The organism is Aquamicrobium segne, from assembly GCF_042656785.1.
Lineage (GTDB): Bacteria > Pseudomonadota > Alphaproteobacteria > Rhizobiales > Rhizobiaceae > Mesorhizobium > Mesorhizobium segne.
The window spans coordinates 1-11,919 of record NZ_JBHSLL010000057.1; the positions used below are offsets into that span (position 1 = coordinate 1).

Annotated in this window: 12 protein-coding genes; 10 read left to right on the forward strand and 2 right to left on the reverse strand. The window is 56.8% G+C overall.

Annotated features, from left to right (window positions below; all coding sequences use genetic code 11):
- The coding region (locus ACFPLB_RS15840; RefSeq protein ID WP_378231432.1) for an ATPase, T2SS/T4P/T4SS family at positions 1-483 on the reverse strand (483 nt) is incomplete at its 3' end.
- Between the two features lie 463 nt (positions 484-946).
- On the opposite strand from ACFPLB_RS15840, the gene repA reads away from it, so the two are divergent.
- The 7 genes from repA (at position 947) to ACFPLB_RS15875 (ending at position 6,970) form a co-directional block, all read left to right on the forward strand.
- The gene (repA, locus tag ACFPLB_RS15845) at positions 947-2,167 is read left to right on the forward strand and encodes a plasmid partitioning protein RepA (RefSeq protein ID WP_378231452.1); all 1,221 of its coding nucleotides are present in this window, start codon (positions 947-949) and stop codon (positions 2,165-2,167) included.
- A 163-nt stretch (positions 2,168-2,330) separates the two neighbouring features.
- Positions 2,331-3,347: a plasmid partitioning protein RepB gene (gene repB, locus ACFPLB_RS15850; protein ID WP_378231434.1), complete on the forward strand. Its 1,017-nt coding sequence runs from the start codon at positions 2,331-2,333 to the stop codon at positions 3,345-3,347.
- A gap of 193 nt (positions 3,348-3,540) precedes the next feature.
- On the forward strand, positions 3,541-4,845 hold the full coding sequence (gene repC / locus ACFPLB_RS15855; protein ID WP_378231436.1) for a plasmid replication protein RepC: 1,305 nt from the start codon (positions 3,541-3,543) through the stop codon (positions 4,843-4,845).
- A gap of 326 nt (positions 4,846-5,171) precedes the next feature.
- Positions 5,172-5,438 carry a type II toxin-antitoxin system ParD family antitoxin gene (locus tag ACFPLB_RS15860; RefSeq protein ID WP_091523833.1) on the forward strand — a complete coding sequence of 89 codons (267 nt, stop codon included), beginning with the start codon at positions 5,172-5,174 and terminating at the stop codon, positions 5,436-5,438.
- Entirely contained in the window at positions 5,435-5,731 is a 297-nt protein-coding gene (locus ACFPLB_RS15865; RefSeq protein ID WP_378231438.1) for a type II toxin-antitoxin system RelE/ParE family toxin, read from the forward strand. The genes ACFPLB_RS15860 and ACFPLB_RS15865 overlap by 4 nt, the downstream gene beginning before the upstream one ends.
- 562 nt (positions 5,732-6,293) lie before the next feature.
- Positions 6,294-6,536, forward strand: a complete 243-nt coding sequence (locus ACFPLB_RS15870; protein WP_378231440.1) for a type II toxin-antitoxin system Phd/YefM family antitoxin — start codon at positions 6,294-6,296, stop codon at positions 6,534-6,536.
- On the forward strand, positions 6,536-6,970 hold the full coding sequence (locus ACFPLB_RS15875) for a type II toxin-antitoxin system VapC family toxin (RefSeq protein ID WP_378231442.1): 435 nt from the start codon (positions 6,536-6,538) through the stop codon (positions 6,968-6,970). Before ACFPLB_RS15870 ends, ACFPLB_RS15875 begins: the two co-directional genes overlap by 1 nt.
- Before the next feature lie 37 nt (positions 6,971-7,007).
- Here the strand turns inward: ACFPLB_RS15875 and ACFPLB_RS15880 are convergent, their stop codons facing one another.
- Complete coding sequence (locus tag ACFPLB_RS15880) at positions 7,008-7,928, reverse strand: recombinase family protein (protein WP_378231444.1); 921 nt, start codon at positions 7,926-7,928, stop codon at positions 7,008-7,010.
- A 191-nt stretch (positions 7,929-8,119) separates the two neighbouring features.
- Here ACFPLB_RS15880 and ACFPLB_RS15885 point away from each other — a divergent pair, with 191 nt between their 5' ends.
- Genes ACFPLB_RS15885 through ACFPLB_RS15895 form a run of 3 tightly spaced genes read left to right on the forward strand, consistent with a single transcriptional unit; the run spans position 8,120 to position 11,870 of the window.
- On the forward strand, positions 8,120-9,799 hold the full coding sequence (locus tag ACFPLB_RS15885; RefSeq protein ID WP_378231446.1) for a Mu transposase C-terminal domain-containing protein: 1,680 nt from the start codon (positions 8,120-8,122) through the stop codon (positions 9,797-9,799).
- On the forward strand, positions 9,799-10,701 hold the full coding sequence (locus ACFPLB_RS15890; protein WP_378231448.1) for a TniB family NTP-binding protein: 903 nt from the start codon (positions 9,799-9,801) through the stop codon (positions 10,699-10,701). The genes ACFPLB_RS15885 and ACFPLB_RS15890 overlap by 1 nt, the downstream gene beginning before the upstream one ends.
- Before the next feature lie 2 nt (positions 10,702-10,703).
- The gene (locus ACFPLB_RS15895; RefSeq protein ID WP_378231450.1) at positions 10,704-11,870 is read left to right on the forward strand and encodes a TniQ family protein; all 1,167 of its coding nucleotides are present in this window, start codon (positions 10,704-10,706) and stop codon (positions 11,868-11,870) included.
- The last annotated feature ends 49 nt before the right edge of the window (positions 11,871-11,919 follow it).

Sequence of the window (11,919 nt, forward strand, 5' to 3'; positions counted from 1 at the left end):
GGCGAGCGTCGTCTTGCCCGAGCCTGTGCCGCCGGAAATGACAATATTGAGGCGTGCCTTGATAGCTTTTTGGATAAAAGTAGCCTGCGCAGTCGTCATGATGGCGCTGCGGACGTAATCCTCCAGCGGGATCAGGCGTGACGCACGTTTGCGGATGGTGAAGCTTGGACCTGCCACGACTGGCGGCAACAGCCCCTCGAAGCGGTGACCGCCGATCGGTAGCTCGCCGGAAATGATTGGTTGATCCTCGTCGGCCTCGGTCTGAAGTGCGTGTGCGACGCTGCCAATTATGATTTCGGCTGCACCTGGCTGTAGATCGCCCATATTATCGATCCCCTGCCCCAGTCGTTCGACGAAGAACCGTCCGTCCGGGTTCAACATGATCTCTACGACCGAAGTGTCCGCAAGCGCGGAGCAAATCGCTTCGCCAAGTGCATCCTGCAGTTTGCGGACTAGGCGCTGATGGGAGCGCGAGGCAGTCATGCAAGGCGCTTGCCATTGCACAGCATAGTCGGTTGTATGCGCCTGAACGTTGAATCAGGAAATTGGTGATGTTGCATGTGGAATCGCTCCCTTCGAGTGGTGGAGCGACATCAACATCAGATCGCGAGGTGCGTCAGCCCGGCATAAATGCCGGGTCGAGTTCACAAGTGAGTCGTGATGATTCCCTTCGGTTCGATTGGTTAGACAAAAAATTAGATTGTAGACGAAGTGATTCCCCCGGTATTTATGCGGGGTCCGGGCAGGACGCATATTTCGTGGTGGAGAGGTGATAAACATTTGAAAACAAGTGATAATGTGGGCGCTGATATCGACCAGCAAGACTTCCCTCTGAGCGGATGTTAACTTTCCGTTAACCATTAAATCCTTGCGCCATAATGGTTCAATGGTATCGTCACGGAAAAGGGGCGTTTACGCTCGATAATCCGTGATGAAAGATATTAACGTGAGCGTAGCGGTTCAGCCTGACCGAGAATTTCTGCCCAATGTTGATGAGACGATCGGCGCTCAAGCAGAGTTGCTAAGCACGCATCTCCAGACGATGAGTGAGGCACTTTTCGCGCCCGATACGCTGAAGGTGCTTCGACGCTTCACGTCCGGGGAAGCTGCTCGATTGATTGGTGTCTCGGATTCTACGCTCAGGAAGATGACCTTAGCAGGCGAAGGACCGCAGCCAGAAACGACGAGCAATGGACGCCGTTTATACACTTTGTCGGATATTAACGAGATTAGGAAGCTACTGGCGCAGTCGCCACGGGGCCGCGAGGCAATCCATTTTGTACCCCATCGGCGTCCAGGCGAACATCTCCAGGTACTTGCTGTCACCAATTTTAAGGGAGGGAGTGGTAAGACAACCACCTCCGCCCACCTGGCGCAACATCTTGCATTGCAAGGTTATCGCGTTCTTGCCATCGACCTTGATCCGCAGGCAAGCTTGTCAGCTTTACTCGGTGTTTTGCCAGAAGTTGACGTTGTATCCAACCAGACCCTCTATGCCGCGATTCGCTACGATGACGCCAAACGCCCACTCTCAGATATAATTCGCCGGACTTATTTCGACGGGCTCGATTTGGTGCCCGGCAATTTGGAGCTCATGGAATTCGAGCATACGACGCCAAAGGCGCTGACCACGGTAGCCCGCACAGGTGAAATGCTGTTCTTTGCTAGAGTAGCTGCGGCCCTCGACGATGTCGCGGACAATTATGATGTAGTAGTGATCGACTGCCCTCCCCAACTGGGCTTTCTAACGCTGAGTGGGCTTTGTGCGGCGACCGCCATGATAGTGACGGTTCATCCGCAGATGTTGGATGTCTCCTCTATGAGCCAGTTCCTTCTTATGACGCGTGACCTGCTCGGTGTCGTTCGCGACGCCGGTGGCGAGCTCAAGTATGATTTTGTGCGTTACCTCCTGACCCGTTTTGAGCCGCAGGATGCACCGCAAACAAAAGTAGCAGCCCTGCTGCGCAACCTCTTTGATGACTTCGTTTTGACAAATCCGATGCTCAAATCGGCGGCCGTTTCGGATGCAGGCCTTACGAAGCAGACACTCTACGAGATCGGCCGTGAGAATCTTACACGCGCTACCTACGACCGGGCCATGGAATCCCTTAATGCCGTCAATACGGAAATTGAGGGATTGATTAAGAGGGCGTGGGGTCGGCTATGATGAAAATACGCGAAATGGATAGGCTTACGACGTCGAAGTGGGGTCCGTTGGGAGCTCCCAACACGACCGCTGTAAACTTTATGCCGCTTAGTAAAGGGAATCTGTTGGGAGCTCCCAACAGACCCAAAGCTCTCCGAGCTGATATGATGTGGGAGGGGCTGAAGTGAGCCGAAAAGATGCCATCAACAATCTGTTTCTCAAGCGCCCGGAGGCCATTTCCGTCGCGCCGAAGTCTCCTGCCCCGAAAGACAGTGAACGCGTACGAACGGGTGCGATATCTGCAATGGGTGCGTCATTGCAGGAGTTGGCCGATAACGCCAAGCAGGCAACACTTCTCAGGAAACAAATTGCCGACGGCGAAATTTGGCTTGAAACAAGCAAGATTGTTGGGTCGCGTATCACCGACCGAATTCCAATCGACGTTGACCCTAAGTTCGATGAACTTGTCGAAAGCGTAAGGGAGAACGGTCAGCAGGTTCCGATTCTCGTTCGTCCGCACCCAGATACTCCTGGCATGTTTGAGATTGCCTATGGGCGGCGGCGTATGCGGGTGGCAGATATCCTGAACCGGCCAGTCTTGGCAATTATCCGCGACCTAGCTGATCGAGAACTAATAATCGCGCAGGGCCGAGAAAACTCCGAACGTACGGACCTGTCGTTTATTGAAAAGGCATTTTTTGCAAAGAACCTGGAAGAAGATGGCTGCGACCGTGCGACGATTATCGCGGCTCTCGCATCCGATAAAGCCGATATCAGCCGATATATTACAGTAGCTCGTCGTGTCCCAGAAGATATCGTCAGACGCATTGGACCAGCGCCAAAGATGGGACGAGCTCGATGGCTCGCGCTCGCCGACCTGCTAGAAATACGGTCGGCCTCGGTGGTTGCTGAACAGGTGCTAGAAGACCCTTCAATTCAGAATCTGGATAGTGATACTCGGTTCCAGTCAGTGCTGCGCGCACTTCAGGGTAGGCCCCGGAGGCGTAACGTCGGCCATGCACAGCTATGGAAGACTCCACAGGGAAAGGATGCCGCGCGTATCGAGACTCGCGGTGGCAAAACTGCGCTTGTATTCGAAGAGAAGATTGTGCCGGCATTCGCTACATTTGTAACGGGGCGACTGGATAGTCTCTATCGTGAGTTTCAGCATGAAACGAAGAAAGAAGAAGGGGAGGGATGATGTGACTGCCGTCGTATGACGGCACTGAGCGTGGAAATCGGCAAAGAAAAAGGCCCCCAAAACGAATTCTGGAAGCCCTTCTCATAGGTTAGCAGCTAGAGAATCGCATTTCCGAGAATCGTAGTCAAGAGCCCCGAGGCTTAACGCTGTTTTGGCGAGCTGATTTCTTTTGCCTAGCGATAGGTGAAGGACAATGCAGACGTATATCTCAACGACGCCTTTTGGGCGGCGCACGATGACGCTTGGCCAGATTGCAAGCCAGGCAACCGCAAGAGCAATGCCAGAAGAGGCAATTGCCAATAAATGGCATGTATTCCAGCATATTCGCGAAGCCCGCGAATTGCTCGGCGCAACGGATCGCTCACTGGCGATCCTCAATGCCTTGCTGTCATTTCATAGAGAAACGGAGTTGGCCGCAACAGGTGAACTGATCGTCTGGCCATCAAATGAACAGCTTATCGCCCGCGCCAATGGCATTTCGCCAGCAACACTGCGGCGGCATCTTGCTATTCTGGTTGAGTGCGGCCTGATCATTCGTAGGGATAGCCCGAACGGCAAACGCTTTGCCCGCCGCAGCAGGGCAGGGGAGATCGAGCAGGCCTATGGTTTTGACCTGTCACCGATTGTCGCCCGCGCCGCCGAGTTCAGGGACATGGCAGAAGCCGTGCAGCTCGAGAAGAAGGCATTCCGTGCCGCCAGAGAGCGCTTGACGTTGCTGCGTCGTGATATCATCAAGATGATCGACGCTGGCATTGAGGAAGGTGTACCCGGGAACTGGGGCAAGGTGCTGCAAAGTTACCAGACTGTCATCTCGCGACTGCCACGCACAGCCTCACGGCAGCTTATAGAGGATATTTGCGTGGATCTTCATGGTTTGCACAGCGAAATCCATGACGCATTGGAAACATTCGCGAAAACACAGAATATAAGCGCCAATGAGTCTCATTTTGAGCGCCACATACAGAATTCAAAACCAGACTCCATTTCTGAATCTAAACAAAGCTCAAGAAATAAGAAAGAAGCGAGCGGCAGTGTTGCGGAAATCGACAACGTACGGAGTTTGCCGAAACGGGATCTGCCATTAAGCATCGTGCTGGATGCCTGCCCGAATGTACGGGATGTGGCCCAGACCGGCGAAATACGCCACTGGCGTGATTTTCTAGCGGCAGCAGAACTGATACGAACGATGCTCGGTGTTAGTCCGAGCGCCTGGGCTGAAGCGGGCGAAGCCATGGGTGAGGTTCAGGCGGCAATTGCGCTGGCGGCAATCTATCAGCGGGCCGATCAGATCAACACCGCCGGCGGCTATCTGCGCAGTCTGACCGACAAGGCCCGCGAAGGGAAATTCTCAACCTGGCCGATGGTCATGGCCCTGCTGCGCGCCAGACTGGATGCAAGTAAACCACGTCAAATGCCGGAAAATACCAGGTCTGAGTCTGGTTCAGGCCTTGAAGTGTCGGGTTCCTTGCTGAAAAGCTTGCGAAAACGGAAACTATGATCAGGATAGCACGATTAGCTGACCAAACTTCTGGGCAGAATTGGATGGAAATGGGTGGAATAATAGAATGGCGCTGGATGTTCCGCCGTTTCATATCATCGCCATGTGATTGTGCGCGATAGCGGTCGCGTCGATCAAGCTATCCATTTACGACAGATCGTGACTGCGACGCTTTGCAATGCCGATCAAATTTCCTCAAGCTAGCTCGGTTCACGAGAACCCGGCCCGAAGGGTTACGCTCAAATCTTCATCATCCGTATAATTACGACTTGATAACAGTTATTAAATACCTCATTTTTGGAAGGAATTAGGAACGAGGTGACGCCATGATCAGTGCCGACTTGGGCAAACAACTGGAAAGCTATGTCAAGCAGCTTGTTGATACGGGCCGTTATGGCTCTAAGAGCGAAGTTCTGCGAGAAGGTGTCAGGCTGATTCAGGATCGAGAGACACGCCTTGCTGCTCTGGACGCTTCGATTATGCGTGGTGTTGCCGATGCAGAAGCTGGCCGAACCGCACCGGCAGGGAAGGTATTCGATCGACTTGAGGCCAAGTACAAGGCTATGGCTCAAGAGGCAGAACGCTCCGCATGATCGTGCAACTCACGGATGAGGCGGAAGGCGACTTGGAACGGATCGCTGACTACATTGCGCGGGACAATCCCCGGCGGGCTCTAACCTTCATTCAGGAGCTCCGGACCAGTTGCCTGGAGCTGGCAGACACGCCGGAGGGCTTCGCGTTGGTGCCTCGCTATGAACGTCACGGCATTCGCCGCAGGGTTCATGGCAGCTATCTGATTTTCTACCGCGTCCAAGGAGAGTGGGTCACTGTGATCCACATCCTTCATGGCGCGACCGACTACACGGAAATCCTTTTCGTGAGTTAGTTCGGCCGGCAGGCCAGCAAGCTGTGCCAAAAATTTAGCGGCCGAATCCGTCCGGAGGAGGGTGGGGCGCTTATTCTTCGCCGGCATCCTCGGCGGGCTTCTTCTTGTGGATGATAGTGCGATTGTTGACGCTGATGCTGGGGGTAATGACCAGATTGAAACCGTCTTTATGATCGTAGAGCATTCTAACTTTGGCTAGCCACAGATTACACCGACTTGCTTGGCAAAAGCTCGGATCGCCACGCCCGATTGAGCAGGTTCTTGACCGAGGAATGGGTGGAATAATAGAATGTCACTGATCGCGGAGATCAACGAATTCAAGAGTACGTGGTGGGCAACCCGACGGATCGGGCCAGGACGTTTGTCCAGCCTATGCCAGATAGCCACCATCGAAAATATCGGCTCTTCGAACCGCGGGGTGGAATTCGTTCTCGCTGATGACAACCACAGGGGCGCCAGCATTTAGGCAGGCCCTGCCTAACCAACATGCCATTCTAAGGTCTTGTTGGCGAATGTAGATTTTGCTATATGACTACTGTAGTCCTTTTCTAGGGTACCAGATATGAGAGAAATCCAACTTAAAGACGCTAAGGCGACACTGTCTGCCGTTGTCGATCAGGCAGTTCGGGGCAATCCTGCAGTCATTACCCGACACGGCCGTAAGGACGCAGTAGTGCTTTCGTTTGATGAGTACGAAAAACTTTCACGCGTCCCAAGCTTCGGACGTTTGCTGGCGTCTTTTCCCGGTGAAGAAGATGATATCCCGACACGGACCGAAAAGCCTGTCCGAACTATCGATCTGTGATGTTCCTGGTTGATACCAACGTCATTTCTGCATTGGCGCCGTCGAAACGACAGAGTCTTGATCAGCTTGTCGAATGGCTCGACAAGAACAGCCCTCAGCTGTTTCTGTCGGTCATCTCGGCTGCTGAGGTTCGATCTGGAATAGCCAAAGCTGAACGGGAAGGCGCAAACACCAAGGCACGACAGCTAATAGAATGGTGGGAAAGCATAGAGCATCTCTATGCTGAGAAATTACTGCAGTTTGACCTGAGATGCGCACATGCTGCCGGTCAGATTCTGGATGCAGCGCGCGCTCATCAGCCGGGTTTTGAAGATATTGCTATCGCTGCTACCGCTCAGGCGCATAATTTGACGGTTTTAACCCGAAACCTCCGGCATTTTGGACCGCTCGGTGTACGAGCAGTTGATCCTTTCACGACATTGCCTGACGTATAGCGAGGCAGAGGAGGGCGCTTAGCTGCGACCGTGCCGTCTAAGCCGCCAGCAGCCCGGATCGTCTCGCGCGATCAAGAAGGTTCTTGACCGATGACGGAGCCCATCTGGTTCCGCCGCGCGGTGTGCGCTCATGCAATCGCTCAAGCTGGCTGGCGATTTCGCGCAATGTCAGGCCGGGATTGGATGAATGGATGCCGGCAACCAGGGTCATCAGGCGATCTTCCGGCAGGCGAGGCGGCGACTTTCGGAGCAGGGCTTTATCAGCCATGCCCTCGGCAACCATCCATTTTACTGCGCGTCGAAGGCGTTCCGGTGTCCAATCAAGACCGCGTTGCTTCAGGACACGTGCGATATCATCCCAAGTATGATCGGGCCGCAGTCGCTTCACGGTCGGAAGCCACTGGTTTGCTGTCGCCTGGATCCGTGTTCCATAGGCGGCCTTCTGCGCAGCCGTCATTTTAGCCAGCGCTTCCGGCCGACGTTCGCGGATACCGGGATTGCCTGGCAGTCGACCTTTTGCCCTCGCCGCTTTTATACCGGCTTTGGTACGTTCAGAGATCAGTGAGCGCTCCAACTGGGCCACGGCACCGAGGACCTGGAGCGAAAACATGCCCTGTGGTGTCGTGGTGTCGATCGGATCGCGAAGCGACCGAAAATGCACGCCTTTTTCTGTCAGCCCCTCGATAACCTCAAGAAGATGGCTGACGGAGCGTGCCAGGCGGTCGATCCGGACGACAACGAGCGTGTCGCCGCTGCTGATGTCGTGAAGGAGTCTGGACAGGGCAGGGCGTGCGCGCGAAGCCCCCGAACCATGTTCCTGGATGATTGTCTCGCAGCCGGCCGCACGCAGCTCCATTTCCTGCGCTTCGGTTGCCTGCTCGTCCGTGGACACGCGGGCATAGCCGATAAGCCGGCCCTGTGGTTGATGGGAAGCACGATTTTGCATGTCAGCGGCCATTTGCAGCGCCTGTGTCAGTTGTCAAAGTTAGCTTCAATGCGGAGCATGGAAGATCAATATCTTAGCGAAGGTCATGGTCACAGCGCTTGGCTCCTGATTCCCCATAGTTGTCTTCACTATGTAGCATAAACTGCCCATAATTCCCTTCAATGTCGCCGATTCGATTGCTAGCAGGGGAGGGACAGAGAGAGGTGGAAGAGCACGCTGATCAGGTTGCCGAACGCGGTACGCTTGGGCTCTCTGAAGAAGCACGCCAAGAGGCGCAGCGGCGATATCCGGTAATAGCACCCTTGGCGGCTCAGGAACTGGTCTCAGCCGGTGATGCGCGGGGCGCGGCCGCTCTTCTGAGCATGAGCACCCGATCGATCTACACGCTCGTCGCCCGGTTTCGGGCCTCAGGTGGGTTGATGAGTTCGCTGACTCCCGGAAAGCCATCCGGCGGCCGTGGCCGATCCAGAATGCCGGCACGGGTGGACAACATTGTCACCGCCGCAATCTACGATACCTACCTGACGCGGCAGAAGCGTCGGATTGTGCGTCTCGTCGACGAAGTTCAACTCCGATGCAAGAAGGCCGGATTGCCGGCTCCATCGGGGAAAACGATCCGCCGTCGCCTTGAGACAATTCGGGCTGAAGAGGTAGCGCGGCGTCGGGAAGGCCCCGGCAGCAGCAAAGCGAGACGGCTGGCGTCGGCTGCTGGCCATGGACCCGTCGCAACAGGACCGCTCGACATCGTCCAGATCGACCATACGCCGGTCGATATCATTCTGGTGGATGAGATCAGCCGCCTGCCTGTCGGGCGGCCGTGGCTGACGGTGGCGATCGATGTCCATAGCCGTTGCATCACCGGCTTTCTGGTGTCGTTCGAGGCGCCGTCCGCAACAAGTGTCGGTTTGTGCCTCGCCCACTCTGGCGTTGACAAGAGGGTCTATCTCGACGGCCTGGGTCTCGATACGGAGTGGCCGATCGCAGGTGTCCCGCGTCTCCTGCATCTTGACAATGCTGCGGAGTTTCATGGCGAAGCTCTCGCTCGTGGCTGTCAGCAGCATGGGATCGGCCTGGAATATCGCCCGAAGGGCCAACCGCATTTCGGCGGGGTGATCGAGCGTCTGATCGGCACATTGATGGGCCATATCCATGATCTGCCCGGCACGACGTTTTCAAATCCGACCGAACGGGGAACCTATGACAGCGATGCAACTGCGGTTCTTACGTTGTCCGAGCTGGAGCATTGGCTGGCTCTGGCGGTCAGCGGACGCTACCATCACGAGGTCCACGAAGGGATCATGGAGCCGCCGCTCGCGCGGTGGAAGCGCGCAATTGCCGAGCATGGCGACCCGCGACCAGTCACCAATAGCCGCGAATATCTGGTCGATTTCCTGCCTGTGGTGCGACGAGCGATCCAACGGGATGGCTTCACGCTCGACCATATCACTTACTATTCCGACGTTCTGCGCCCATGGATCGCAAACCGGGATCGCTGCCGATCCTTCCTGATCCGCCGCGATCCCCGCGACCTGTCGCAGATTTTCGTGCTCGAGCCAGACGGCCGCAGCTATGTGACAGTGCCCTGCCGGCGTCTGGAGCGGCCCGGAATCTCGCTTTTTGAGCATCGCCAGGCCGTTCGAATGATCAAGGCTGGCGGTCGGGCCCAGGTCGATGAAGAGGTTATCTTCAGGACGGTAGAGCAGCAGCGCGGGCTGGTGAAAGCCGCGGCACGGAAATCCAGAGCGGCGCGGCGGCAGTTGGCGCGACAAACTCCAACCCCCGAGGCGTCGGTGGATCGTGTGGTTGCCCTGCCGACTATCGAAAACGAACGTGCCGATGAACGGGCTTCCGGCTCTCCGCCATTTCCGATGGAAAGATGGTGATGAGCGATCTCAGCCACCTTCCCCTCGAACTGCGGGAGATTGCCGCCGCGGACAACGCGCAACGAATTGCCTTCATCCGTGGCCAATGGTGGATCGGCTACCCGCAGGCACAGGCTGCGCTCGATCTCGTTCGCACGGCCATGGAGAACGAGCCCGGACGCGTTCGACCGCAGTGCTTTCTCCTGCTGGGACCGACCAACAACGGAAAATCGATGATCGTCGAGAAGTTCCGACGAGACCATACGCCACCGCCCGTGCCCGACCGTGACGAGGAAAACATTCCCGTTGTCGTCGTGCAGATGCTGACCGATCCGGGTGTTGCGCGGTTCTACCAGCATCTCCTGGAGGTCCTGGGAGCTCCAGTCCGGAGAACCGCCCGCAAGCATGATCTCGAGGCGCAGGCGTTGTCCATTCTCAAAAGGGTGGGCACTAAGGTCCTCATCATTGACGAACTGCACAACATTCTCGCCGGTACGTCGCCGGCGCAGCGTGAGTTCCTCAATTTGCTACGTTTCCTCGGCAACGAATTGCGGATCCCGGTCGTGGGAGCAGGCACGCGGGACGCCTACCTTGCCATCCGCACCGATCCGCAGCTTGAGAACCGGTTCCATCCGATCATCCTGCCGGTATGGGAGGAGGGTGACGAGCTCAGCCGGCTGATCCAGAGCTTCGTGGCGACGTTTCCGCTTCGAAAATCCTCATTTCTCAACTCGGCCGACCTGCAGCGCTGGGTCTTGGCTCGCACCGGCGGGACGATCGGCGAAATCGCGGCTCTTTTGCGTTCGGCCGCTGTCGCTGCGGTGGAAAGTGGAGAGGAGGCGATCAATCAGCGCTCCCTTCAGTTGATGAAGTATCGCGGCCCGGCGGAGCGCCGCCGCCTCACCGAGAAGCTGCTGACCTGACGATGGCGAAGAGGCTGCCAATTCATCCTCAGCCATTGGTGCACGAAGCTCTGTCGTCATGGCTGTGGCGGCTCGCAGCCGAGTACGACATGGGCGCCGGGGAATTCGCTGAAGCTACCCTGGGCATCAAGAGGCTGGATATCGGGCTGGTGGATTTCTGGCCATCCGCCGCTTTGATCAAGAAGCTGGCGGAACGCACCGGTGTTCCTTCCGGTCGAATCCGGGCAATGACAATGGCGACCTACGTTCCCTATCTCCTGGACAGCCTGACGCCGCAGAACGGCATCTTTTCCCACTATTGCTGTCAGTTCGGTGCTTTCGAGAATCCTGCCCAGCGCATCCGGCCCGTGCGGTCTGCGTGGTGGGTCCCTTGGCTTTCCGGCGATCTTGCCAGCGGCAGGATGGCCGGGTGCATTCACTGCCTGCGGAGCGATCGGCGCCGGTTTGGCCGGCTGCACTGGCGAGCGAACTGGATGGCGAGCTGCCCGGAGCATGGCGTCCTGCTGCGAGCTGCCAGCCCCGCCGAACAATCCGAGTATCCAGCCCCCAAAGAAGCTGATGCGGTGCTCGCTAGGCTTGACGGTCTGACCTTGCAGGCCGTTACCAAGGGCAGGGTGCGATTATCCGGTGGCCGCATTGTTCATGGAGGGCTTTGGCTTCGCGTTCTCAGGGGCGTGATCGATGAGATCTGCCGCCCGCGCCGCATGAAGGATCCGGCACGACCGCCGGTAGAGGCGGTCTGGGAAGTCGCAGGCCTGCCCTATCGCCATGCCTTGGGACGCTGGGGCGTTTACGAGAAGTTGGGTCGTTTAGAGCGGGCCAACGTCTTGAAAGTCGCGGCCTTCGCCATGCGGCCGCTGATCAGGGCGGGGCTCCAGCCATTGAAGACATCTATGCGCCGCCCATTGGAGGCCGGCGCCTCACGTGCTGCTTCACCTCCCGTTCTCGCGCGGGATTTCGAGCTGATGCCGATCGAAATCGAGAACATCACCATGCTGGCCCGTGAAAACGACGACGTTGCGATCGATCTGCGCCGGATGCTCAATCATCACCCACGCAGCGCACGGTTCGTCGCTCAGACTGACGAAACCCTCGAAAGCTTGGGAATTCCGGTGTTGGCGCCGCTTCTCGTTGCCGGGACGCCTGATCGCGCCGGGCACCCTTACTGAAGTCAGCTTTGTCCCGCCAGTGCAGTCCACTGTGACAAATGACAGCCTG

What these genes read in the sequence shown, in the direction of transcription:
- repC (WP_378231436.1), top strand. Translation starts at nt 3,541, where the DNA reads ATGCAGACGTATATCTCAACGACGCCTTTTGGGCGGCGCACGATGACG.
- ACFPLB_RS15860 (WP_091523833.1), top strand. Translation starts at nt 5,172, where the DNA reads ATGATCAGTGCCGACTTGGGCAAACAACTGGAAAGCTATGTCAAGCAG.
- ACFPLB_RS15865 (WP_378231438.1), top strand. Translation starts at nt 5,435, where the DNA reads ATGATCGTGCAACTCACGGATGAGGCGGAAGGCGACTTGGAACGGATC.
- ACFPLB_RS15870 (WP_378231440.1), top strand. Translation starts at nt 6,294, where the DNA reads ATGAGAGAAATCCAACTTAAAGACGCTAAGGCGACACTGTCTGCCGTT.
- ACFPLB_RS15875 (WP_378231442.1), top strand. Translation starts at nt 6,536, where the DNA reads ATGTTCCTGGTTGATACCAACGTCATTTCTGCATTGGCGCCGTCGAAA.
- ACFPLB_RS15880 (WP_378231444.1), bottom strand. Translation starts at nt 7,928, where the DNA reads ATGGCCGCTGACATGCAAAATCGTGCTTCCCATCAACCACAGGGCCGG.
- ACFPLB_RS15890 (WP_378231448.1), top strand. Translation starts at nt 9,799, where the DNA reads ATGAGCGATCTCAGCCACCTTCCCCTCGAACTGCGGGAGATTGCCGCC.
- ACFPLB_RS15895 (WP_378231450.1), top strand. Translation starts at nt 10,704, where the DNA reads ATGGCGAAGAGGCTGCCAATTCATCCTCAGCCATTGGTGCACGAAGCT.